Origin of the sequence: Streptomyces sp. UW30 (genome assembly GCF_008042075.1) — a bacterium.
Classification (GTDB): domain Bacteria; phylum Actinomycetota; class Actinomycetes; order Streptomycetales; family Streptomycetaceae; genus Streptomyces.
Window position 1 is genome coordinate 1,239,204 of the sequence record NZ_RDBN01000005.1, and the last position, 22,725, is coordinate 1,261,928.

Sequence of the window (22,725 nt, forward strand, 5' to 3'; positions counted from 1 at the left end):
GGGGAGGGGGGAGGCTCCGGTTTCGGGCATGCGTCAGACCGTAGGACGGAAAGCGGTCTCGACAAGTGGTCCCGACGCAGGCCCACCCTCAGGGGCGGGATACTGGACGCATGCGGTTGACGGTCTTCTGGCAGCGGATGGCGGATCACTTCGGTCCGGGATACGCCGACACCTTCGCGCGCGACCACGTGATGGCGGAGCTCGGCGGGCGCACGGTGCAGGAGGCGCTGGAATCCGGCTGGGACACCAAGGACGTGTGGCGTGTGGTGTGTACGGTCATGAACGTTCCGGGTGAGAAGCGCTGACCGGTAACGAAGATCGCAGGACCGGGGCCGTTTGTCAGTGGCGTAGGTGAGACTTGCTCCGTGGCACGCACTGACGAGACCGGGCAGTTCGCCCGGCAAGGGTCCCCGTTCGGCACGACGCCGCCCAACCCGCCTCCGGGTGCGGGCGACGCCGGGTCGGGCGCCCGCATGCCGCGCTGGCTGCCGCGCGCCTTGGTGCTCGCGCTGGCGCTCGTCGGCGTGTTCCAGCTGGGCAGCTGGGCCTTTCACCAGCTCACCGGGCTGCTGATCAACATCCTCATCGCGTTCTTCCTGGCCCTTGCCATCGAGCCCGCGGTGAGCTGGATGGCCTCGCGCGGCATGCGCCGGGGACTGGCCACCGCCGTCGTCTTCCTCGCCGTGATCGTCGCGTCCGCCGGGTTCGTGACGCTGCTGGGGTCCATGCTCGCGGGCCAGATCATCAAGATCGTCGAGGATTTCCCGAACTACCTCGACTCCGTCATCAACTGGATCAACGCGCACTTCCACACCGAGCTGCGCCGCGTCGACGTCCAGGAGGGCCTGCTCAGATCGGACTGGCTGCGCAACTACGTGCAGAACAGCGCGACCGGCGTCCTGGACGTGTCCGCGCAGGTCCTCGGCGGTCTTTTCCAGCTGCTGACGATCACGCTGTTCTCGTTCTACTTCGCCGCGGACGGCCCCCGACTGCGCCGCGCGCTGTGCTCCGTACTGCCGCCCGCCAGGCAGGCCGAGGTGCTGCGTGCCTGGGAGATCGCCGTCAACAAGACCGGCGGTTATCTGTACTCGCGCGGCCTGATGGCGCTGATCTCCGGCATAGCCCACTACATCCTGCTGGAGAGCCTGGATGTGCCGTACGCGCCCGTGCTCGCCGTGTGGGTGGGTCTGGTGTCGCAGTTCATCCCCACCATCGGCACCTATCTCGCGGGTGCCCTGCCCATGCTGATCGCGTTCACGGTCGATCCCTGGTACGCGCTGTGGGTGCTGGTCTTCGTCGTGGTCTACCAGCAGTTCGAGAACTATGTGCTCCAGCCCAAGCTGACCGCCAAGACCGTCGACATCCACCCCGCGGTCGCCTTCGGTTCGGTCATCGCGGGCACCGCACTCCTGGGCGCGGTGGGCGCGCTGATCGCGATCCCGGCCGTCGCCACCTTGCAGGCGTTCCTGGGGGCCTACGTCAAGCGGTACGACGTCACGGACGACCCCCGCGTCCATGGGCACCGGGAGCGGGGGACGGGGCGCAACCTGTTCTCCCGCGCGCGTGAGCTGTGGATACGCCCGCCCGGGCGACCGGGACAGCAGCCTCCGGAGGGCACCGCGGCTTCGAGACCGTCACCTACATCATCGACGGGATCTTCGACCACCAGGACTCCAACGGCGGCGGTGGCACCATCACCAACGGAGACACCCAGTGGATGACGGCGGGCTCGGGCTGAGACGGACGGTTCGGATTGAGCCCTTGGGCTCGCCTCCGGGGACGGTCGGCGGGGTGGGTCAGCGGACGACCTTGATGCCGAAGCGGCCTTCCTGTTGTCCGAGGCCGAAGCGGATGGCCTCGTGGAGAGGGGAGTGCATCTCCATGCCACGGGCGCAGACCAGGGCACCGAGGTCGAGGATGTCGCTCCAGCCGTAGGACTTCAGCAGGTCGATGGTCTGCTGCTTGGCGTCGGCGTGGTCGCCCGCGACGAACATCGTGTGGTCACCGTCGGCGACGGACCGGGGGTTGACCACGGTGGTCTGCTCCTGGGTGACGAAGGACTTCGCGACCTTCGTGGCGGGCAGAGCGCGTTGGATCCGCTCGCCGAGGCTGTCGGTGTCGCAGGGGTCCAGCTTCGGCATGATGCCCCACGGCGTCGGCCAGGGGTGCTCCGGCTCGTGCCGGTAGATGAAGGGGACGGCGTAGTCGATGAGCGTCTTGCCGGCCAGCTGGTCGGCGATGGCGGACAGCGCCTGGACCGCGTTGTGGCCGTCGATGCCGTTGATAACCAGCTCGCCTGCGGCCGCGGCGTCGCCGAAGGGCAGCAGCTTGACGCCGGGGTGATCCGCGAGGAACTCCTTGTAGGGCGGGTTGCCCATCATGTCCGGCTCGGTCCGAGCCAGTGTCGCGTCGACGTCGCGGGTGCCGACGAGCACTTCGTGACCCAGCTCCAGCGGCTTGGCGACATGGGCGCGGGCACCGCCACCGGTACCGAGAACAGCGATCTTCATGGGGGGAATCTTCCGTTTTGCTCTATGTGGACAGCAATCACGGTAGGGGGGTTCTAGGACGATTCCTGTCCTATTCGACGAGGCGGCGGCGTCGGCGGGTGCCGGTAGCGCCACGCAGACGGCGAACGGCCTAGCGGATGACGGCGGCTAGGAGGAGCGCGGCGATGGCAGTGAGGGCGGTGCCCTGCCAGCCGACGGTGTCGAGGAGGGGTGCAGCGAGGGCCGTGCCCATGGCGCCGATGGTGAAGTAGAGCACCAGGTAGACGCTGCTGAGGCTGCCGGAGCGTCGGGGGTCCAGGGCGATGACACGGCTCTGGTTGGCGGCCTGGGCGGCGAAGCAGCCGGCGTCGAACAGGGCGAGGCCGAGTGCTGTGGCGGGCGGGCTGTTCAGACCGGTGGCGAGCAGTGCGGTTCCGGCTGCCGCGGTCAGCATGCAGGCGACGATCACCGCCTGGGGCGTGTGCCGGTCGGTGAGGCGTCCGGTGACGGGGAGCGCGGCGAAGCCGAGGAGCCCGGCCAGGCTGTACAGACCGATGGCGGTCGGGTCCAGGGAGTGGGGCGGCTGAGCCAGAGTGAGGGTGAGGGCGACCCAGACGAGGTTGAAGGCGAAGTACCACAGGCCGCCCCTGGCCACGGCGCGCCGCAGTTGCGGATGGTGGCGCAGGAGTGGGGGAAGTGAGGCGAGGGTGGCGCGGTAGCCGCGGCCGGGCAGGGCGCGTGGCCGTTGCCGGGGCAGGCGTGTGAAGGCGGCGATCGCGCCGAGCAGGGCGACGGCGGCGAAGACGAGAAGCATCCGCCGCCACCCGACGATGTCGGCGAGTGCCCCTCCCACAAGGCGGCTGAGCAGGATGCCGGCCGACATTCCGGCGGCGACGGTTGCTACGCCCCTTCCACGGCGCTCGGGCGGGGCGTGCCGGCCGGCGATGTTGCCGGCCTGCGCCGCGACGCCGGCGGCGGCCCCGATGAGCACATAGGCGGCCAGGAGCGGGACCGGGCCGGGCGCGATCGCGGCGAGGACGAGGGCGACGGCCAGTGCGCAGAGCTGCGCGGTGACCAGCCGGCTCGGGGCGAGATGGTCGGTGAGGGGCAGCAGGACGGCGAAGCCGATCATGCAGCCGACCAGTGCGGCGGTGGGGACGAGGCCGATCACGGAGGCGGGGACGCTCAGGTCGGCGGCGACGGCGGTGAGCGCGGGCTGGATGGCGTAGTTGTTCGCGATCGCCGTACCGGCTATGGAGGCCAGGAGGAGCGTGCCGCCCCGGGGGAGGGGCCGGGTCACGGCTGGGTGCCGCGAGCGAGGATGACGGCGTACCGGCACGCGGTGTCGGTGGTGTTGGCGAAGGTGCGCTCCGTGGGCTCCCCGAGTTCGATGGTGTCGCCCGCGTCGAGTTCGTGGACCGTGTCTCCGTCGTGGAAGGTCAGATGGCCGTCGAGGACCCAGACGACCTGCCGGACGAAGGCGAAGGCCGCGGCCGGGTACGGGACACGGGCGCCGGCGGGCAGACGGATCTCGGCGATCTCCGCGGGGAAGTGCGGGCTGGTGATCTGGCGACGCCGGTAGCCGGTGGCGGGGTCGCGCCACTCGGCGGCTCCGGCCCGGCGGCGCACTTCTCCGAGGCCGTCCGCCGCGTCCTGCGTTCCCTCGGCGAGGGCGAGCAGAGAAGAGACGCTGAGCTGGAAGGCGGCCGACAGCTTGCCGAGGACGACGGCGGTGGGGCTGCTCTCGCCGCGCTCGATCCTGCTGATCATGGCCTGAGAGACGCCGGAGGCATCCGCGACCTGGGCCAGGGTCCATCGACGGCGCTCCCGTTCGGTGCGGATGCGGGACGCGATCTGCCCCACCAGGGGATCTACTATGTTGGACATGAATCCAATATACGAGAGGGAGCGGGCGATGGTGACAGTGCGCCCGGCGCACTCCGGCGACATGGAGGCCATCCGCGCGATCCGCAACCACGCGATCGAGCACTCGACGGCCCTGTGGACGCAGACTCCGCAGTCCCCCGCCGAAGGGGCGGCCTGGCTCGCCGCCCATCTGGAGCGCGGCTCGGCGTTCGTGGCCGACGTGGCCGGTGAGGTGGCGGGGTTCGCGGTCTACGGACCGTGGCGGGAGCTGGACGGTTATCGCCACACGGTGGAGGACTCGGTCTACGTCCGCGAAGGCCGACACGGGCTCGGGATCGGCGCCGCGCTGCTCGACGCGCTCATCGCCGCGGCGCGCGAGGCGGGCCACCATGTAGTGATCGCCGGCATCGAAGCGGAGAACGCCTCGTCGATCCGGCTGCACGAGCGATTCGGGTTTCAGCACGTGGGCACGATCCCGGAAGTGGGCACGAAGTTCGGTCGGTGGCTCGACCTGACACTGATGCGGCTGGCGCTGACCTGACCTGACCTGAGCCGGTGGCGAAGACGCAGACTTGATGTGTGGTGGTGCTCCAGAGGCCGCCCGTGCGCGTCCGGTCGCGGTGCGCACGCGTCCAGTCCGGGTGTGGGCGCGCCCAGTCCGGCTGTGAGCTGAGGTGCCGCGTGGTGCGCTTGACACGAAAATCGAACATCCATTCTTATGGAAGTGCCGGCGAGGCGCTCGGCAGGCATTTCGCCACGGTTTCGACGGAGAAGTGCCCGAGTTATCCACAGGCCGGACGGGCGTCGGGGCGCATTGTCAGTGGCAGGCGTTAGCGTCTTTGACGTGAAGCGATCGACTCAAGCAAACCGGGTGGAACCCATGGCAGGTACCGACCGCGAGAAGGCCCTGGATGCCGCGCTCGCACAGATTGAACGGCAGTTCGGCAAGGGCGCGGTGATGCGCCTGGGCGAGCGGCCGAACGAGCCCATCGAGGTCATCCCCACCGGGTCGACCGCGCTCGACGTCGCCCTCGGCGTCGGTGGCCTGCCGCGCGGCCGCGTGGTGGAGGTGTACGGACCGGAGTCCTCCGGTAAGACCACGCTGACCCTGCACGCAGTGGCCAACGCTCAGAAGGCCGGCGGTCAGGTCGCCTTCGTGGACGCGGAGCACGCCCTCGACCCCGAGTACGCGAAGAAGCTCGGCGTCGACATCGACAACCTGATCCTCTCCCAGCCGGACAACGGCGAGCAGGCGCTGGAGATCGTGGACATGCTGGTCCGCTCCGGTGCCCTCGACCTCATCGTCATCGACTCGGTCGCCGCGCTCGTCCCGCGCGCGGAGATCGAGGGCGAGATGGGCGACAGCCACGTCGGTCTGCAGGCCCGACTGATGAGCCAGGCCCTGCGGAAGATCACCAGCGCGCTCAACCAGTCGAAGACCACCGCGATCTTCATCAACCAGCTCCGCGAGAAGATCGGCGTGATGTTCGGCTCCCCGGAGACCACGACCGGTGGCCGGGCGCTGAAGTTCTACGCCTCGGTGCGGCTCGACATCCGTCGCATCGAGACCCTGAAGGACGGCACCGACGCGGTCGGCAACCGCACTCGCGTCAAGGTCGTCAAGAACAAGGTCGCGCCGCCCTTCAAGCAGGCCGAGTTCGACATCCTCTACGGCCAGGGCATCAGCCGCGAGGGCGGCCTGATCGACATGGGCGTGGAGAACGGCTTCGTCCGCAAGGCCGGCGCCTGGTACACGTACGAGGGCGACCAGCTCGGCCAGGGCAAGGAGAACGCGCGCAACTTCCTGAAGGACAACCCCGACCTGGCCAACGAGATCGAGAAGAAGATCAAGGAGAAGCTGGGCGTCGGGGTCCGTCCCGAGGAGCCGGCCGCCGAGCCGGGCGCGGACGCCGCGGTCTCCGCCACTCCGGACGACGCCGCGAAGACGGTGCCCGCCCCGGCGGCGGCCAAGGCAGCCAAGCCCAAGGCCGCGACCGCAAAGAGCTGATCCGTTCAGTGTCTGATTCAAAAGCGCGGCGAACGGACTGGTCCGAGTACGCCGCCTACCCGGACGCCCCGCAGGGGCGGGGGAGAGGCGGCGACGGGGGCTCCTCCGGTAGGGGCGGACACGCCTCCGGAGGAGACGCGGCCCATGACGCGGACGGGGGGAACGACGGCTCGGCGCTGTACGGCACGGGTGACTCGGGCTGGTACGGCACAGGCGACTCGCATGACGCGAGGGGCTCGTACGGGGGATACGGCGGCCATGGCGACTCCGGCTACGGCTACGGCGACGAGTCGGGCCCGGTGCACGGCGCCGGTACCTCCGGTGGGGGCTCGCGCCGTGGCCGTGGTGGGACTGGGGGCTCGGACGGCTCACGGGGGCGTCGTCGACGCGGTCGTACGGAGCCGTCCGGTGAGGACGGAGGTGCCTCTTCCTCGTCGAGGGCCGAGGAGAGGACGCCCCCAGCGGACCCGGTGGAGCAGGCGCGGGCGATCTGTCTGCGCCTGCTCACCGGGACCCCGCGTACGCGGAAACAACTCGCGGACGCCCTGCGCAAGCGGGAGATCCCGGACGACGCCGCCGAGGAGGTGCTGTCGAGGTTCGAGGAGGTGGGCCTCATCAACGACAGCGCGTTTGCGGACGCCTGGGTGGAGTCCCGGCACCACGGCCGAGGGCTGGCGCGGCGCGCGCTCGTCCAGGAACTACGCACCAAGGGCGTCGACTCCACGCTGATCGACGCGGCCGTCGGCCAGCTCGACTCGGAGCAGGAAGAGGCGACGGCGCGTGAGCTCGTCGCCCGGAAGCTGCGTTCCACGCGCGGCCTCGATCGCGACAAGCGGCTGCGCCGCCTCGCGGGCATGCTCGCCCGCAAGGGCTATCCGGAGGGGATGGCTCTGCGGGTGGTCCGACAGGCGCTGGAGGAAGAGGGCGAGGATACGGAGTTTCTGGGGGACGAAGGGTTCTGATCCAGGGAGGGCTTCGGGCTGGGGTCTGGAGCTGGGCTTGGGGTCTGGAGCTGGGCTTGGAGTCTGGGGCTGGGCTTGGAGTCTGGGTGTGGGCTTGGAGTCTGAGTGTGGGCTTGGAGTCTGGGTGTGGGTCTGGGCCTTGAGCTTGGGGATTGAGGCTGGGACTGGAGCCCGGGGACTGGGCCCGGAGCCGGGGTCTGGCCGGGAGCCACCCGGGGTCTGGGCCTAGGGCCTGGACGCCTGTAGAGGGCGAAGGTATGAGCCCTTCGAGGCCCGCCGCCCGCCGGACCAGTTCGGATCGCGCAGGCGCAGGCGCCGGCGCTCGACCGACCGGATCACGTGCTCGCCGATCAGCCCGGCGACCGCCGCAGAATCCCGGGCCCGGGCACGGTCGACGCGCGGGGGCGCCCATCGCGTTCAGGGCTGGAGTCGGTGTGTGGGAGAACAGCGCCCACGGCAAGCGGCTCGGCATAAGCCAGTGATCACGGGGCATGCACGGCATGACCCGCCGGCGGCGGTCCCACCCCCGACGTCACCGGCAACCCCTCCGCCCGCCAGGCCTGGAACCCGCCGACCAGATCGGTGGCCCGGTATAGCCCGAGCCGTCGTAGCGACTCGGCCGCGAGGCTCGACGCGTAGCCCTCGTTGCAGATCACCACGACCCGCAGGTCGTGACTCGTCGCCTCGGGGGCACGATGGCTGCCCTGTGGGTCGAGCCGCCACTCCAGTTCGTTGCGCTCGACCACGAGGGCACCGGGGATCAGACCGTCTCTCTCGCGCAGGGCCGCGTACCGGATGTCGACCAGCAGAGCCTCGCCGCCCTGGGCGGCCTCATAGGCCTCCTGGGGCTTGATCCGCTCGTAGCCCGCGCGCACCCGCTCCAGCAACTCGTCGATGCCGAGCGGCTGTTCTTCCCCGATCACGCTCAACTCCCGCCCGGCAACCAGCTGTTCGCCACTCGGCCGTTCACCAATCGGCCGTTCGCTACTTCCACGCACCACAGATTCGCCCCCCACTCCACTCACTGCCAGTCCTCCGGACGCTCCACCTGCTCCAGGCGCAGGATCGGTCCGCTGCGGCTGAAGCGGCGGATCTGTGGCAGCGGCGGGTAGTAGGCATGCACGGAGATCGCGTGCCGGTCGGTGGATTCGTTGAGGACCTCGTGCACATGGTGTCGGCCGAAGGAGCGGCCTTTGCCGGCCGGTAGACGGCGTGAGCGGTCCACGTCCTCCGCCAGTTCCAGGGTCTTCCAGCCGTCGGCGGGCAGGCGGACCGCGAGCGAGTGCTCCCTCAGCTCACCGTCCGCCGTCACGAAGGCCCCGACCGACTCGGCATGGTCGTGCCAGCCGGTGCCGGTCCCGGGCGGCCAGCCGATGAGCCAGGCCTCGCTGCCGCCGGGACCTTCGAGCCGTACCCAGGTACGGCCCTCGGGATCGAGCGGGAGCGAGGCGATCAACTCGACGTCGGCGGCAGTGCGCCGTACGAAGTGGAGCAGGTCTGCCTGCGTCGGAGTGGAGTGGCGAGTGGGATTCGACTCGGAGTTCGGCGTGGCAACCGGCTCGGAAGCGCCGACGGCGGCAGGAGTGACAGACACGGGCACCGTCCTGAAGAGAGTTCGCGAAGAGCCCGCGACGACACCGGCCAAGGGCGCGGCACGCGCGGGAAGAAGAAGGGGGGATGCGAATTCAGCAGGACGGGCGACACACGCAGCCCGCATAGCGGACGAGGTCCATATGGACCCTCCGCCACAGGCGCACACAGGTGTCGGTCACGATCCGGAGTACACCACGCCGGTGCGGGCCGGTCAACTCACTGTCACTATGCGGACCACACAGTGACAGTGAGTGCCGTTTTCGGGTGAGATCCGGTGCGAGGGGTGATCACCCGGTGCCCTGATGCGTGCCACTTATGGACGACGGACGGGCGATGGGCGGTGGGCGGTGGGCGGCGTCAGCGTGAGCCCGCCGTCGCGTTCGCCTCCTCAGCCGCCGCCTTGACCGGCCCGCCCAGAGCCGCCTCGGCCGCCGTGTACAGGTCGGCGGGCCGCACCCCGCTCAACGCCGTCACCAGGTGACCGTCGGGCCGGATCAACAGGACCGAATGCGCGGCAGCCCCCGGATAGCTCTCCGAGACCAGCAGTTCGGCGGGATACGGCAGCGCTGTCACGGCCGCCGCCAGCCGGGGCATGATCCCGGCGGTCGCCCAGTGCTTGCGCTCCCACACACCTGTGCCCGGCGCGATCAGCAGGACCAGCAGCGCACCGCGCCCGAGCCGGTCCCGCAGCTGGACGAACGAGCCGTCCTCCGCGGTGACCCGTACATCCACGACCGGCGCACCGCGCGGAGTGTCCACCGGGACCTCGCCCTCCAGCTGCCCGGGCGCGAGCGGCGAGTCGGCGTACGACCCCGGCGCGCCGATCGAGCCCTGCCCCAGGTGGCCGTCCATCAGCAGCGCGTCATGGCCCCGGGTGGAGCCGGGGACCACGGCGCGCAGCCCTCCACCACCGCGCAGCAGCGGAAGCGCCTGGTCGGCGGCGCGCAGCCGGCCGGCGACGACCGCGCGCCGCTCGGTCTGGTAGCTGTCGAGCAGCGCCTCGTGCGGCCCGTGGTGCCAGGCCGACGCCAGCTTCCAGGCGAGGTTGTCGGCGTCCCGCAGGCCCTCGTCCAGCCCGTGCGTGCCGAGCGTGCCGAGGCAGTGCGCCGCGTCCCCGGCGAGGAAGACGCGGCCCACGCGCCAGCGGCGCGCCAGGCGGTGGTGGACCGTGTGCACCCCGGTGTCGAGGAGTTCGTACGACGGTGTCGGCCCGTCGGACCAGCCGGTGAGCGTCTCGCTGATGTGCCCCACGAGCAGCTCGGGTGTGATCAGGTCCTTGCCCGGCGGCAGCAGCCAGTCCAGGCGCCACACGCCGTCCGGGAGCGGCCGTCCGGTGACCTCCCCGCCCGAGGGCCCGGACGCCCGCCACGGCGGCATCCGATGGAGCAACGCCCGGCCCTCCCAGGGAAGTTCCACGCGCAGCGCGGCCACGGCGTGTCGCTCCACCGCCGTACGGCCGGGGAAGCGGATGTCCATGAGTTTGCGCACGGTGGAGCGCGGGCCGTCGCAGCCGATCACGTAACTACCGCGCCACCAGGTGCCCTTGGGGCCGCGGGTGTGGACGGTGACGCCCGAGGTCTCCTGCTCGATGGCGTCCAGGCGGCTGTCGACGGCGACCTTGACGAGCGGCTCGCCGACGAGGGCCGTGCGCAGGGCGCCGGTCAGGACGTGCTGGGCGATGTGCAGGGGGGCGGGGTTGTGCGGGACAGAGGGGGTCGTGCCGCCCTCGGACCCTTCCGCGGCGTCGCCGAACGTGACCTCGCGCATCACCTGCTTGCGCCGCATCGACCGCCATCCGGCCCAGCGTGCCCCGGCCGCGCCGAGCGGCAGACCGGACAGGCGCTCGATGAGGGCGGTGGTGTCCTCGCGCAGGACGACGGTGCGCGCGAGGCGGGGTTCGTCCTTGCCGGGACCCTCGTCGAGGACGACGCAGGGGACTTCCTGACGGGCCAGCGCAAGGGCGAGCGTAAGCCCGACGGGCCCCGCTCCGACGATGATCACCGGGTCCATGGCGCGGCGCCCCCTGCCCGCAGCGGTGTCCCCAGGAACGCGAGTGAACAGAAAGTTGGAGCAGGGTGCACGATCACAGAACGTATGCAACCCATTGCCGGTGCTTGCGTCAAGTGACGGAGGGCAGTGGCGATCATGCCACTGCCCTCCGCGCGCTCAAGCGATGTGACCAGGGGTCAGATCGACCCTCCGGCGCCGGCCCTGTAGGTGCCGCCGGTCGCCGCCGGGTTCAGCTCTTCCATGTCGTCGGCGCTGAGCACCGCACCCGTGCTCCTCTTGCTGCGCCGCAGCCGCTTCTCCAGCCAGCTCGCGAAGCTGGTGAGGATGAAGTTGAGGATGATGTAGATGATCGCCACCACGATGAAGCTGGGGATCACGTTGGCGTAGAACGCCGCCAGCGTCGCGCGCGAGTTGAGCAGCTCGGTGAACCCGATCATCACGCCGCCCAGCGCGGTGTCCTTCACGATGACCACGAGTTGGCTGACGATGGCCGGCAGCATGGCGGTGACGGCCTGCGGCAGCAGGATGGTCCGCATCGTCTGGCTCTTGCGCAGGCCGATCGCCATGGCGGCTTCCGACTGGCCCTTGGGCAGGGAGAGGATGCCGGCCCGTACGACCTCGGCGAGCACGGAGGCGTTGTAGAGCACCAGGCCGGTCACGACCGCGTAGAGGGGCCGCTGCTCACTGCTGACGTTCGTCCAGCGGTCGTAGAACTCGTTGGCGAACAGCATCAGCAGCAGCACCGGGATCGCCCGGAAGAACTCGACCACCCAGGCGGCCGGAAGCCGTACCCACCGGTGGTCGGACATGCGGGCGATACCGAAGAACGCGCCCAGCGGAAGGGCGATCACCATGGCCAGTGCCGCTGCCTTCAGCGTGTTGGCGAGACCCGGGAGCAGGTAGGTCGTCCAGGCCTCAGACTGGGTGAACGGCTTCCACAGAGCCCACTCCAGCTGGTCCTTTTCGTCCATCGTGGCCCAGACGAACCACACGAGCAGGGCGAGCAGGGCGAAGAAGACCACCGAGATGAGCACATTGCGCCGCTTGGCGCGGGGGCCCGGAGCGTCGTAGAGAACGGAGCTCATCGCTTCACCGCCAGTCGCTTGCTCAGCCAACCGAGGAAGAGGCCGGTGGGCAGGGTCAGTACCAGGAAGCCGAAGGCGAAGATTGCGCCGATGAGCACCGTCTCAGCCTCTTTCTCGATCATTCCCTTCATCAGGTAGGCGGCCTCTGCCACGCCGATCGCGGCCGCCACGGTGGTGTTCTTGGTCAGGGCGATCAACACGTTGGCCAGCGGGCCGATGACCGAGCGGAAGGCCTGCGGCAGAATGATCATCCGGAGGGTCTGACTGAAGGTCAGCCCGATGGCACGGGCCGCCTCGGCCTGGCCGAGCGGCACGGTGTTGATGCCGGAACGAATCGCCTCGCAGACGAAGGCCGCGGTGTAGGCGACGAAACCGAGGATCGCCAGGCGGAAGCCCCGGATGTCGAAGTCGGAGGCGCCCATCGTCACGCCGAAGATGTCGGCGAGACCGAGCGAGGTGAAGATGATGATGACCGTCAGGGGAATGTTCCGGACGATGTTCACATAGGCCGTACCGAACCCACGCATGAGCGGGACCGGGCTGACCCGCATCGCGGCCAGGAAGGTGCCCAGGATCAGGGAGCCGATGGCGGAGAAGAAGGTGAGCTTCACCGTCATCCAGAAGGCACCCAACAGGGTCGGGTCGTTGTAGTCAGAAAGAAAATCGAACACGATCTCCCGCGCTTCCGGGTGGGTGGCGTACGTGGATAGCGCGGCGCGCCGCCGCCCTGATCGCGGTGGACGGCGGCGCGCCGGAGGATCCTTGCGCTACTGGACGATGACGCCGATCTTCGGCGCGGGCTCGTTCTTGTAGTTGGCCGGACCGAAGTTCTCCTTGACGGCCTTGTCCCAGGCGCCGTCGCTGACCATCTTCTCCAGCGCGGCGTTGACCTTGTTCACGGTCTCGGTGTCACCCTTCTTCACACCGATGCCGTAGTTCTCGTTGCTCAGCTTGAGGCCGGCGAGCTTGAACTTGCCCTTGTACTGCTCCTGCGCGGCGTAGCCGGCGAGGATCGAGTCGTCCGTGGTCAGGGCGTCCACGGAACCGCTCTGCAGACCGGCGATGCACTCCGAGTAGCCGCCGGTCTCCTTCAGGTTGGCCTTCGGGGCGAGCTCCTTCTTGACGTTCTCCGCCGAGGTGGAACCGGTGACCGAACACAAGTTCTTGCCGTTGAGGTCGGTGGCCTCGGTGATGTCCGAGTCGGTCTTGACCAGCAGGTCCTGGTGGGCCAGCAGGTACGGCCCGGCGAAGTCGACCTTCTCCTTGCGCTCGTCGGTGATCGAGTAGGTCGCCGCGATGAGCTTCACGTCGCCACGGGCGAGCGCGTTCTCACGGTCGGCGCTCTTCGTCTCGATGAACTCGATCTGGTCGGGCTCGTAACCGAGCTCCTTCGCCACGTACGTCGCGACGTCGACGTCGAAGCCGGAGAAGGCGCCACCCGGCTCCTTCAGGCCCAGACCCGGCTGGTCGTACTTGATGCCGATCTTGATCTTGTCGCCGCCCCCGGAGCCCGACCCACTGTCGCTGTCGCCGTCGCCACCACACGCGGTGGCGGTGAGAGCGAGGACGACTGCGGCGGCCGCCGCGGCGGAGACCTTGCGGAGCTTCATGGTGAACATCCTTTGCGTGGAGAACAGATGCGTGCCGTCAGAAGGCGGCGGTGACGCAGGTCGTCGGCTGCGAGACGCAGTCCGTCAGTGGTGCGGGAGCACGATCCGTCAGCGGTGCCGGAGCGCAGTCCGTCAGTGGTGCAGGATCTTGGACAGGAAGTCCTTCGCGCGGTCGCTGCGCGGGTTGCTGAAGAACTGGTCCGGAACAGCCTCTTCGACGATCTTGCCGTCCGCCATGAAAACCACACGGTTCGCGGCCGAGCGGGCAAAGCCCATCTCATGGGTGACGACGATCATGGTCATGCCATCGCGGGCGAGCTGCTGCATGACCTCCAGGACCTCGTTGATCATCTCCGGGTCGAGCGCCGACGTGGGCTCGTCGAAGAGCATGACCTTGGGGTCCATGGCCAGCGCCCGGGCGATGGCCACACGCTGCTGCTGGCCGCCGGAGAGCTGGGCGGGGTACTTGTCCGCCTGGTTGGCCACGCCCACCCGGTCGAGCAGGGCGCGGGCCTTCTCCTCGGCCTTCTTCTTGTCCGTCTTACGGACCTTGATCTGGCCCAGCATCACATTCTCGAGCACGGTCTTGTGCGCGAAGAGGTTGAAGGACTGGAAGACCATGCCGACGTCTGCGCGCAGCCGGGCCAGCTCCTTGCCTTCCTGGGGCAGCGGCTTGCCGTCGATGGCGATCGCGCCGGAGTCGATCGTCTCGAGGCGGTTGATGGCGCGGCACAGGGTGGACTTGCCGGACCCGGAGGGTCCGATGACCACGACGACCTCACCGCGGGCGATCGTCAGGTCGATGTCCTGCAGCACATGCAACGCGCCGAAGTGCTTGTTGACGTTCTTCAGGACGACCAGGTCGCCGGTCGCGGCCACATCTTCCTTGGCCACCGATACTTCGGTCATCGCTCTCAGGCTCCGTCCTCCTCGGTTTCGGAGGACAGTAATAACCGTATCCGACCTGCGTCATTAGTTCTGAGGGGAATCTGAGCATCACGATCCGATAGCAATCGGACACATGTCGTAGCTCTGGTGACCACCGCGCGTACCGGCTGGGTAACGGAAGCCGCCCGCACCCGGAACCCTCTTGACGGCGTCTGCGTCCATCAGCGTGACTCTCATGGTGCACGCGCGCGTGCGCACACACTGTGTATCTATCGGAATCGTACGGCCGGTGAACTGAGGGAGGCCGGGGTGAGACTCCTCCTCGTCGAGGACGACAACCATGTCGCTGCCGCGCTGTCGGCGGTCCTGGCGCGGCATGGTTTCGACGTCACGCACGCGCGCAGCGGCGAGGAGGCCCTTCAGGCGCTCGTCCCCGAGGGCAACGGCTTCGGTGTCGTCCTCCTCGACCTCGGCCTGCCCGACCAGGACGGATACGAGGTCTGCGGCAAGATCCGCAAGCGCACCAGTACCCCGGTGATCATGGTCACCGCGCGCTCCGACGTCCGCTCCCGCATCCACGGCCTCAACCTCGGGGCCGACGACTATGTGGTGAAGCCGTACGACACCGGGGAGCTGCTCGCCCGGATCCATGCCGTCAGCCGGCGCACCGCGCCCGAGGACCCCGGGACGGGCGGCGAGGGTGTGCTGCGCCTTGGCTCGGTCCATATCGAGCTGCCCACCCGTCAGGTCAGCGTCGACGGTTCGGTCGTCCAGCTGACCCGCAAGGAGTTCGATCTCCTGGCTCTGCTCGCCCAGCGTCCCGGGGTGGTCTTCCGCAGGGAGCAGATCATCAGCGAGGTGTGGCGCACGAGTTGGGAGGGGACCGGGCGCACCCTTGAGGTGCATGTGGCGTCCCTGAGGGCCAAGCTGCGCATGCCTGCGCTGATCGAGACCGTACGCGGCGTCGGCTACCGGCTCGTCGCCCCGGCCTCGTAGCGGGCACGGGTGCGCACTCGACTCCTTCCGCTGCTCATCGTCCTGATGGCGGCCGTGCTGCTCGCGCTCGGCGTACCGCTCGGCATCAGCCTGGCCTCGGCCCAGCAGCAGGACGTGGTCGTCGACCGGATCGACGACACGGCGTACTTCGCGGCCATCGCCCGCCCCGCCGTCGACGTCACCTCAGGATCGCGCGACGACCTGCGCATCCTGAGCCGGGAACTGGAGAGCTACTACGACGTCTACGGCATCCGGGCCGGCGTCTTCCTGCCCAACGACACACCCCTGGCCAACGGGCCGACGACGTGGTTCCTGCCCGAGACCGGCGAGGTGCGCGACGCCTTCGAGGAGTCGCTGCTCAGCCGGCGCAGCCACGACCCCAAGCAGGTGTGGCCCTGGCAGCGGGGGCGCCTCGTCGTCGCCTCGCCGGTCATCCGGGACGGGGACGTCGTGGCCGTCGTCGTCACCGACTCGCCGACCGGGCAGATGCGCTCGCGGATCCTGCAGGGCTGGCTGATCATCGGCGGGGGTCTGACGCTGGCGATGCTGGTGGCCGTCGGGGCCGCCCTCCGGCTGACCGGCTGGGTGCTCAGGCCGGTGCGCGTGCTGGACGTCACCACACACGAGATCGCGAGCGGACGCCTGAAGTCACGGGYCGCGGTGGCCAGCGGTCCGCCGGAACTGAGGCGCCTGGCCCGGTCGTTCAACGAGATGGCGGACAACGTCGAGGACGTGCTGGAGCAGCAGCGCGCCTTCGTCGCCGACGCCTCGCACCAGCTGCGCAACCCGCTCGCGGCGCTGCTGCTGCGCATCGAGCTGCTCGCCTTCGAGCTCCCCGAGGGCAATGAGGAGATCGCCTCGGTGCAGGCCGAGGGCAAGCGCCTCGCGCAGGTCCTGGACGACCTGCTCGACCTCGCCCTGGCCGAGCACACCGCGGCCGACCTCCGGCTGACCGATGTGGGCCAGCTGGCCGCCGAGCGTGTCGCGGCCTGGTCGCCGACCGCCGAGGCCAAGGGCGTCCGGCTGGTCGGGAACTGCCCGCCCACCACCGCCTGGGCCGACCCGGTCGCACTGTCCAGCGCCCTGGACGCCGTGATCGACAACGCGGTCAAGTTCACGCCGAAGGACGAGCGCGTCGAGGTGACCGTCACCTCCAACGGCGGCATGTCCACGGTCGAGGTGTCCGACAACGGCCCCGGCCTCAGCGACGAGGAGCTCGCCCGCATCGGCGACCGCTTCTGGCGCAGCGGCCGCCACCAGAACGTCAAGGGCTCGGGCCTGGGCCTGTCGATCTCCCGCGCGCTGCTCGCGGCGGGCGGCGGCTCCATCTCGTACGGCCGTCACGAGCCGCACGGGTTGCGGGTGACGGTGACCGTGCCGAGGTCGGGGCCGTCGGCGTAGGTGCCGGCCGCCGTTGTCCTCAGGGCTTGACCGAGCGGTAGTACCGCCGGGCCCCGTCGTGCAGCGTCAGCGGGTCGGTGTAGATCGCCGTACGCAGGTCGACGAGCTGGGCGGAGTGGACGTGTGCGCCGATGCCGTCGCGGCTCTTGATCACCGTACGGGTGAGCCATTCGGTGAGGCGGGGGTCCATGTCCTCGCGGGTGATCAGCAGGTTGGAGACGGCGATCGTCGGTACCGTGTCGCCGTTCTGCACGGTCGGATACGCCGACTCCGGCATGTTGGTCGCGCGGTAGAAGTGCGCCGTGTCGCCCTGGGCGTGCACCTTGGCGACCAGGTCGGCGTCGATCGGCACGAACCGGAACGCGGAGGACTCGGCGATCTTCTCCAGCCCGTCCGTCGGCAGGCCGCCCGACCAGAAGAACGCGTCGAGCTCGTGCCCCAGCCGCTTGGGCCCGGTGTCGATGCCGTCCGCGCGGGGCGTGATGTCCTTCTCGGGGTCGATCCCGGCGGCCGCCAGTACGCGGGTGGCGATCAGCCGTACGCCGGAATTGGGCAGCCCTATGGCCACCCGCTTGCCCTTCAGATCCGCCACGGAGCGGATGTCCGAGTCCGGCGGGACGACGAGCTGTACGTAGTCGTCGTACAGGCGGGCGACGCCGCGCAGCCGGTTGGTGACGGGCCTGCCGCCCATCTTGTACTTGTCCACCGCATCGGCGGCGGCGATCGTGAAGTCGGCCTTGCCGGTCGCCACGCGCGCGACGTTCTCCTGCGACCCGGCGCTCGTCAGCAGCTTCACCTTCAGCTGCGGCATGTCCTTGGCCAGCTCGTTGCGCAGGAGCTCGCCATACTCCTGGTAGACCCCCGCGCGCGTGCCGGTGCTGAACGTGATCGTCCCGCTCGGCGGGGCCTCGCCCAGCGGCAGCAGCCACCACAGCAGCAACCCGAGGGTGACGACCCCGGCGGCCGCGGCCTGTACGGCCCGGTGCCTGCTGAAGCGGGTGAGTGCCTTGGACATGGCGGCGATCCTGCCAGCCGGGACGCGGTGCTGACCAGGGCCGGGGTCACACGGGGAGGGCGCCGGGCCGGGCGTATCCATGATCGGGGCAGCGGATCGGGGCAGCGGATCGGGACTGTCAGACCCGGCCACTACAGTCGCGGCATGAGTTCCTCTCCCGCCGACCTGGTCCGTGAATTCCACCGCGCCTTCGGGCTCGACACCCGCAGTACGCCGACGGAGGTCTCGCCGGAACTCGCCGCCCACCGGGGAGAGCTGCTCGCCGAGGAGGCCGCGGAGGTCGCCGAGGTCTCCGTCACCGGCCCGCTCGACCAGCTCGCGCACGAGCTGGCGGACGTCGTCTATGTCGCGTACGGCACGGCTCTGGTGCACGGCATCGACCTCGACGCCGTCCTGGCCGAGATCCACCGCTCGAACATGACCAAGCTGGGGCCCGACGGCCAGGTCGCCCGCCGTGCCGACGGCAAGGTCCTCAAGGGCGAGCACTACGAGGCACCGAACGTGTCGGGAGTCCTGCGCCGCCAGGGGTGGGCGACCGACGGGGTGTGAAGGGTCCTCGGCCGGCGGGGTCAGAGCAGGATGACCGTCTTGCCGCGCGAGCCACCGGCACGCGCGCGGGCCACGGCGGCCGGGGCGTCGGCCAGCGGGACCTCCGAGTCGATGGTGATGCGGAGCTTGCCCGCGTCGGCGAGCGCGGCGAGGGACTCCAGCTCCTTGCGGCTGGGGTCGTTGACGAGGTTGACGCCGTGGATCTCACGGGCGGCCAGGGCGTCGGGGTCGGCGGCCCGGTTGGTGCTCACGAAGGTGCCGCCCGGCTTGAGCAGCCCCGCCAGCGTGTCGACGTCGCCGCCGGGCGTGGTGACGAGGTCGAGGATCGCGTCGATGCCGTCGGGGTGGGCGGCCAGGACCTGCTCGGCGGTGGGCGCGGCCGTGAAGTCGACGGTCTCGTCGGCACCGAGATCCCGGAGTCGACCGGCGATCTCGCCGGTGGCGGTCGCCAGCACCCTGGCCCCCTGGAGGGCGGCGAACTGGATCGCGGACTGGCCCACTCCGCCGGACGCGCCGTTGATCAGGATCACGTGCCCGGTGTCGAGGCGGGCGGCCTCGATGGCCTGGTAGGCGGTCACGCTGGCGGTGGGCAGCGCCGCCGCTATGGGGAACGGCAGGTCGTCGGGCATCCGGGCGATCGTGCCGTTCTCGGCGGCCAGGGCGTACTCCGCGTAGGAGCCGCGGCCGTACGCGAGGTTCATGAACTGGCCGTAGACGGTGTCGCCGGGCCGGAAGTGGATCACGCCGGGGCCGATGCGCTCGACCACGCCCGCGCCGTCCGAGCCCATGACGAGGGGGAAGTCGTGCTCGACCATGCCCTTGAGGGCTCCGTCGGCGACCTTCCAGTCGAAGGGGTTGAGTGCGGCGGCGTGCAGCCGGACCAGCAGCTCGCCCGGGCCCGGGTCCGGCACGGGCAGATCGGTGAGGAGCGGGTCGGCCCCGAAGTCGGTGATCGTGACGGCCTTCATCGCGGTGCCTTTCTCTCGGGCGCCGGGCGGGCGCCTGCGATGCGTGTCGTGGCGGGCGGGTCAGTCCTGGGCGGGCTCGTCCCAGACGACGCTCAGCTCGCCCCGCCGGCCGAAGCGTTCGAGGTGGCTGCCCACGACGTCCCGGATGGCGGTGAGCGCGGCGGCATCGGGCGCGGTGACGCGGATCAGCAGGTGGTCGTCGAGGGGTTCGAGGACGACGTCGGTGTTCTGGAAGGTGAGGCGGTGGCCGCCGTCGGGGATCTCCTCGACGGGGATCTTCCGGCCGAAGTGCGAGGCGAGCTGCTTGGCGTAGCGCGGGGCGGCGTCGGTGGCGACGCGGGCGAGGGAGGAAGGCATGGCGGTACTCCGCTGGAGGTGAGGGCCGGGGCGGGGTCAGACGGCCAGCGCGGCCAGACCGGACGGCTCGGGCAGCGTGATGGTGTGGTGGGTGTGCTGGGCCTTGGCGTGCAGATAGCGGACGTTGCTGTCGGTGGCGAAGACGCCCGTCGGCCGTACGAAGCGCACGCGGACGCCCAGGTCGCGCAACTGCCCCGCCTTGTCGGGGTTGTTGGTGAGCAGGTCCAGCTCCTCGATGCCGAGGGCGGTGAGCATCTGGGCGGCGGCGGTGTAGTCGCGGCCGTCCTCGGGCAGGCCCAGCGCGGTGTTGGCCTCGTAGGTGTCCAGGCCGGCGTCCTGGAGGGCGTAGGCGTCCAGCTTGTTGTAGAGCCCGATGCCGCGGCCCTCCTGGCGGAGGTAGAGCAGGACGCCGCCGGTGGTCGCGATGCGCTCCACGGCCTCGCGCAGCTGCGGTCCGCAGTCGCAGCGTGCCGAGCCGAACACGTCCCCGGTCAGGCACTCGGAGTGCAGCCGCACCAGCGGCGCGGGCGATGCCGCGGGGTCGCCGAGGACCAGCGCCACGTGTTCCTTGCCGTCGGCCAGGCCGTGGAAGGTGACCGCGTCGACGGTGACCTCGTATCCGTCGGCGAAGCGGAGCGGGATGGTCACGCGGGTGCGTACGGAAGCGCCGGAGGAGCGGTTGTGACCTGCGGAAGGGGCGGCGTCCATGAGTACTCCTTCGAGGGCTGGACGAACCGGCAGGTTCAAATTTGAACCTCGATGCCTCGACCGTAGCGTGAAGTTTCAAGTTTTGAACATCCCGATGACTGTTGCGCCGGTCACATCGAACGGTGGCCCTCCACCCCCGGTTCGAATTTGAACCATCGCGCTAACGTTGACGCATGGCCGAACCCCAGTGGTTGAACGAGGACGAGCTGCGCGCCTGGTACGCCTTCGTGGCCGCCGGGTCGCTCGTCAATCGCCGTCTGGACCAGCAGCTCAAGGACGACGTGGGGATCACGCACCTCCAGTACGAGATCCTGGTGCGCCTGAACGCCGCCAAGGACCGCGAGATGCGCATGAGCGGGCTCGCCGACGCGCTCATCAACTCCAAGAGCGGCCTGACCTACCAGATCACCCAGCTGGAGAAGGCCGGCCTGGTCACCCGCCGCTCGTGCCCGAGCGATGTCCGCGCGGTCTACGCCGTCCTCACCGACGCCGGCCGAAGCATGCTGGAGCGGGCGGCCCCCGGCCATGTCGCACTCGTCCGCAAGCTGGTCATCGACGTCCTGACACCACAGCAGCTCGCGACCCTCGCCGACGGGCTGGGGGAGGTCGCCGAACGCATGCAGGAGAACGCGGACAAGGCGCCTCCGAGGACCACCTACCCTTGAACGCATGACCAGCAGCAGTGACCGGAGCCCGGCAGTGGAAGCCCGAGGAAATCTCACCTATGAGGTTCGCACCTACGGGTGTCAGATGAACGTCCACGATTCCGAGCGATTGTCCGGGCTGCTCGAAGACGCCGGTTACGTGCGCGCGCCCGAGGGGTCGGACGGCGACGCGGACGTCGTCGTCTTCAACACCTGCGCGGTCCGCGAGAACGCCGACAACAAGCTGTACGGCAACCTCGGCCACCTCGCCCCGAAGAAGGCGAGCCGCCCCGGCATGCAGATCGCGGTCGGCGGCTGTCTCGCGCAGAAGGACCGCGACACCATCGTGAAGCGGGCGCCCTGGGTGGACGTCGTCTTCGGCACGCACAACATCGGCAAGCTGCCGGTCCTGCTGGAGCGCGCCCGGGTGCAGGAAGAGGCGCAGGTCGAGATCGCTGAGTCGCTGGAGGCGTTCCCCTCCACGCTGCCGACGCGGCGCGAGAGCGCCTACGCGGCCTGGGTCTCCATCTCCGTCGGCTGCAACAACACCTGCACCTTCTGCATCGTCCCGGCCCTGCGCGGCAAGGAGGAGGACCGCCGGCCCGGCGACATCCTCGCCGAGGTAGAGGCGCTGGTCGCCGAGGGCGTCTCCGAGATCACCCTGCTCGGCCAGAACGTCAACGCCTACGGATCCGACCTGGGCGACCGCGAGGCCTTCAGCAAGTTGCTGCGCGCCTGCGGGGAGATCGAGGGCCTGGAGCGCGTCCGCTTCACCTCCCCGCACCCCCGTGACTTCACCGACGACGTCATCGCCGCCATGGCCGAGACGCCGAACGTGATGCCGCAGCTGCACATGCCGATGCAGTCCGGCTCGGACACCGTCCTGAAGGCGATGCGCCGCTCGTACCGGCAGGAGCGCTACCTCGGCATCATCGAGAAGGTGCGTACCGCCATCCCGCACGCGGCCATCTCGACCGACATCATCGTCGGCTTCCCCGGTGAGACCGAGGAGGACTTCGAGCAGACCATGCACGTCGTGCGCGAGGCCCGCTTCGCGAACGCCTTCACCTTCCAGTACTCCAAGCGTCCCGGCACCCCGGCCGCGACCATGGAGAACCAGATCCCCAAGAAGGTCGTCCAGGAGCGCTACGAGCGTCTCGTCGCCCTCCAGGAGGAGATCTCCTGGGAGGAGAACAAGAAGCAGGTCGGCCGCACGCTGGAGCTGATGGTCGCCGAGGGCGAGGGCCGCAAGGACGGCACCACCCACCGCCTGTCCGGCCGCGCCCCCGACAACCGCCTCGTCCACTTCACCAAGCCGGACCAGGAGGTCCGCCCCGGCGACGTGGTCACCGTCGAGATCACCTACGCCGCCCCGCACCACCTCCTCGCCGAGGGCGCCGTCCTCGACGTGCGCCGCACGCGTGCGGGGGACGCCTGGGAGAAGCGCAACGCCGCCGAGGCCGCCAAGCCGGCCGGTGTCTTGCTCGGCCTGCCGAAGATCGGCGTCCCCGAGCCGCTGCCGGCGGCGACGGGCGGCTGCGCGGCACACTGAGCGCGCGCGACAGGGGCGGGGCGA

Annotated in this window: 25 protein-coding genes and 1 pseudogene; 11 read left to right on the plus strand and 15 right to left on the minus strand. The window is 69.8% G+C overall.

All coding sequences use genetic code 11. The annotated features are described in order from the left end of the window. The first annotated feature begins 110 nt into the window (after positions 1 to 110). The 3 genes and pseudogenes from EAO75_RS07320 (at position 111) to EAO75_RS07330 (ending at position 1,738) form a co-directional block, all read left to right on the plus strand. Complete coding sequence (locus EAO75_RS07320) at positions 111 to 305, plus strand: DUF3046 domain-containing protein (RefSeq protein ID WP_147994128.1); 195 nt, start codon at positions 111 to 113, stop codon at positions 303 to 305. A gap of 60 nt (positions 306 to 365) precedes the next feature. Continuing rightward, positions 366 to 1,538: pseudogene (locus tag EAO75_RS07325) on the plus strand (AI-2E family transporter); the annotation flags it as partial. Between the two features lie 32 nt (positions 1,539 to 1,570). Beyond that, positions 1,571 to 1,738: a pirin family protein gene (locus EAO75_RS07330; RefSeq protein WP_261989169.1), complete on the plus strand. Its 168-nt coding sequence runs from the start codon at positions 1,571 to 1,573 to the stop codon at positions 1,736 to 1,738. 58 nt (positions 1,739 to 1,796) lie between these two features. On the opposite strand, the gene EAO75_RS07335 is transcribed toward EAO75_RS07330, so the two are convergent. From EAO75_RS07335 to EAO75_RS07345, 3 genes are all read right to left on the minus strand, one after another. Further along, positions 1,797 to 2,510 carry an NADPH-dependent F420 reductase gene (locus EAO75_RS07335; RefSeq protein WP_147994129.1) on the minus strand — a complete coding sequence of 238 codons (714 nt, stop codon included), beginning with the start codon at positions 2,508 to 2,510 and terminating at the stop codon, positions 1,797 to 1,799. 130 nt (positions 2,511 to 2,640) lie between these two features. Continuing rightward, the gene (locus EAO75_RS07340) at positions 2,641 to 3,789 is read right to left on the minus strand and encodes an MFS transporter (RefSeq protein WP_147994130.1); all 1,149 of its coding nucleotides are present in this window, start codon (positions 3,787 to 3,789) and stop codon (positions 2,641 to 2,643) included. Then, positions 3,786 to 4,376, minus strand: coding sequence for a helix-turn-helix domain-containing protein (locus EAO75_RS07345; RefSeq protein WP_147994131.1), 591 nt, complete (start codon positions 4,374 to 4,376; stop codon positions 3,786 to 3,788). The genes EAO75_RS07340 and EAO75_RS07345 overlap by 4 nt, the downstream gene beginning before the upstream one ends. Between EAO75_RS07345 and EAO75_RS07350 the strand changes: the two genes are divergently transcribed. From EAO75_RS07350 to recX, 3 genes are all read left to right on the plus strand, one after another. Continuing rightward, positions 4,375 to 4,896, plus strand: coding sequence for a GNAT family N-acetyltransferase (locus EAO75_RS07350; RefSeq protein WP_147994132.1), 522 nt, complete (start codon positions 4,375 to 4,377; stop codon positions 4,894 to 4,896). The genes EAO75_RS07345 and EAO75_RS07350 overlap by 2 nt on opposite strands. A gap of 339 nt (positions 4,897 to 5,235) precedes the next feature. After that, positions 5,236 to 6,363, plus strand: a complete 1,128-nt coding sequence (recA, locus tag EAO75_RS07355) for a recombinase RecA (RefSeq protein ID WP_147994133.1) — start codon at positions 5,236 to 5,238, stop codon at positions 6,361 to 6,363. 8 nt (positions 6,364 to 6,371) lie between these two features. Further along, positions 6,372 to 7,325 (plus strand): recombination regulator RecX, encoded by a 954-nt coding sequence (gene recX / locus EAO75_RS07360; RefSeq protein ID WP_187284327.1) that lies wholly within the window; start codon positions 6,372 to 6,374, stop codon positions 7,323 to 7,325. Positions 7,326 to 7,807: 482 nt separating this feature from the next. Here recX and EAO75_RS07365 read toward each other — a convergent pair whose 3' ends face one another. From EAO75_RS07365 to EAO75_RS07395, 8 genes are all read right to left on the minus strand, one after another. After that, complete coding sequence (locus tag EAO75_RS07365) at positions 7,808 to 8,248, minus strand: rhodanese-like domain-containing protein (RefSeq protein ID WP_410092207.1); 441 nt, start codon at positions 8,246 to 8,248, stop codon at positions 7,808 to 7,810. A 98-nt stretch (positions 8,249 to 8,346) separates the two neighbouring features. Beyond that, positions 8,347 to 8,919 (minus strand): cysteine dioxygenase, encoded by a 573-nt coding sequence (locus EAO75_RS07370; protein ID WP_147994135.1) that lies wholly within the window; start codon positions 8,917 to 8,919, stop codon positions 8,347 to 8,349. Between the two features lie 91 nt (positions 8,920 to 9,010). Next, on the minus strand, positions 9,011 to 9,097 hold the full coding sequence (locus EAO75_RS48500; protein ID WP_313960178.1) for a putative leader peptide: 87 nt from the start codon (positions 9,095 to 9,097) through the stop codon (positions 9,011 to 9,013). Positions 9,098 to 9,275: 178 nt separating this feature from the next. Beyond that, positions 9,276 to 10,928, minus strand: a complete 1,653-nt coding sequence (locus EAO75_RS07375) for an FAD-dependent monooxygenase (RefSeq protein ID WP_147994136.1) — start codon at positions 10,926 to 10,928, stop codon at positions 9,276 to 9,278. Positions 10,929 to 11,104: 176 nt separating this feature from the next. Beyond that, positions 11,105 to 12,013: an amino acid ABC transporter permease gene (locus EAO75_RS07380; RefSeq protein ID WP_147994137.1), complete on the minus strand. Its 909-nt coding sequence runs from the start codon at positions 12,011 to 12,013 to the stop codon at positions 11,105 to 11,107. Further along, positions 12,010 to 12,684 (minus strand): amino acid ABC transporter permease, encoded by a 675-nt coding sequence (locus tag EAO75_RS07385; protein ID WP_147994138.1) that lies wholly within the window; start codon positions 12,682 to 12,684, stop codon positions 12,010 to 12,012. The genes EAO75_RS07380 and EAO75_RS07385 overlap by 4 nt, the downstream gene beginning before the upstream one ends. Positions 12,685 to 12,780: 96 nt before the next feature. Next, positions 12,781 to 13,623 (minus strand): glutamate ABC transporter substrate-binding protein, encoded by an 843-nt coding sequence (locus EAO75_RS07390; protein ID WP_187284328.1) that lies wholly within the window; start codon positions 13,621 to 13,623, stop codon positions 12,781 to 12,783. Positions 13,624 to 13,755: 132 nt separating this feature from the next. Next, complete coding sequence (locus tag EAO75_RS07395; RefSeq protein ID WP_147994140.1) at positions 13,756 to 14,532, minus strand: amino acid ABC transporter ATP-binding protein; 777 nt, start codon at positions 14,530 to 14,532, stop codon at positions 13,756 to 13,758. Positions 14,533 to 14,820: 288 nt separating this feature from the next. Here EAO75_RS07395 and EAO75_RS07400 point away from each other — a divergent pair, with 288 nt between their 5' ends. Beyond that, complete coding sequence (locus EAO75_RS07400; protein ID WP_147994141.1) at positions 14,821 to 15,507, plus strand: response regulator transcription factor; 687 nt, start codon at positions 14,821 to 14,823, stop codon at positions 15,505 to 15,507. Positions 15,508 to 15,516: 9 nt separating this feature from the next. After that, positions 15,517 to 16,908, plus strand: coding sequence for a sensor histidine kinase (locus EAO75_RS07405; RefSeq protein WP_147994142.1), 1,392 nt, complete (start codon positions 15,517 to 15,519; stop codon positions 16,906 to 16,908). Positions 16,909 to 16,927: 19 nt separating this feature from the next. Here the strand turns inward: EAO75_RS07405 and EAO75_RS07410 are convergent, their stop codons facing one another. Then, positions 16,928 to 17,923, minus strand: a complete 996-nt coding sequence (locus EAO75_RS07410) for a TAXI family TRAP transporter solute-binding subunit (protein ID WP_147994143.1) — start codon at positions 17,921 to 17,923, stop codon at positions 16,928 to 16,930. 144 nt (positions 17,924 to 18,067) lie between these two features. Between EAO75_RS07410 and EAO75_RS07415 the strand changes: the two genes are divergently transcribed. After that, positions 18,068 to 18,472, plus strand: a complete 405-nt coding sequence (locus tag EAO75_RS07415; RefSeq protein ID WP_147994144.1) for a MazG nucleotide pyrophosphohydrolase domain-containing protein — start codon at positions 18,068 to 18,070, stop codon at positions 18,470 to 18,472. A gap of 20 nt (positions 18,473 to 18,492) precedes the next feature. Here the strand turns inward: EAO75_RS07415 and EAO75_RS07420 are convergent, their stop codons facing one another. Genes EAO75_RS07420 through ribA form a run of 3 tightly spaced genes read right to left on the minus strand, consistent with a single transcriptional unit; the run spans position 18,493 to position 20,505 of the window. Further along, positions 18,493 to 19,440 (minus strand): NADP-dependent oxidoreductase, encoded by a 948-nt coding sequence (locus EAO75_RS07420; RefSeq protein ID WP_147994145.1) that lies wholly within the window; start codon positions 19,438 to 19,440, stop codon positions 18,493 to 18,495. A gap of 60 nt (positions 19,441 to 19,500) precedes the next feature. Further along, on the minus strand, positions 19,501 to 19,797 hold the full coding sequence (locus tag EAO75_RS07425; RefSeq protein ID WP_147994146.1) for a DUF2218 domain-containing protein: 297 nt from the start codon (positions 19,795 to 19,797) through the stop codon (positions 19,501 to 19,503). Positions 19,798 to 19,833: 36 nt separating this feature from the next. Next, the gene (ribA, locus tag EAO75_RS07430; RefSeq protein ID WP_147994147.1) at positions 19,834 to 20,505 is read right to left on the minus strand and encodes a GTP cyclohydrolase II; all 672 of its coding nucleotides are present in this window, start codon (positions 20,503 to 20,505) and stop codon (positions 19,834 to 19,836) included. A 173-nt stretch (positions 20,506 to 20,678) separates the two neighbouring features. Here ribA and EAO75_RS07435 point away from each other — a divergent pair, with 173 nt between their 5' ends. Together EAO75_RS07435 and miaB are read left to right on the plus strand one after the other, a co-directional pair. Further along, positions 20,679 to 21,170: a MarR family winged helix-turn-helix transcriptional regulator gene (locus EAO75_RS07435; protein WP_147994148.1), complete on the plus strand. Its 492-nt coding sequence runs from the start codon at positions 20,679 to 20,681 to the stop codon at positions 21,168 to 21,170. 4 nt (positions 21,171 to 21,174) lie between these two features. Then, on the plus strand, positions 21,175 to 22,701 hold the full coding sequence (gene miaB, locus EAO75_RS07440; RefSeq protein ID WP_147994149.1) for a tRNA (N6-isopentenyl adenosine(37)-C2)-methylthiotransferase MiaB: 1,527 nt from the start codon (positions 21,175 to 21,177) through the stop codon (positions 22,699 to 22,701). The last annotated feature ends 24 nt before the right edge of the window (positions 22,702 to 22,725 follow it).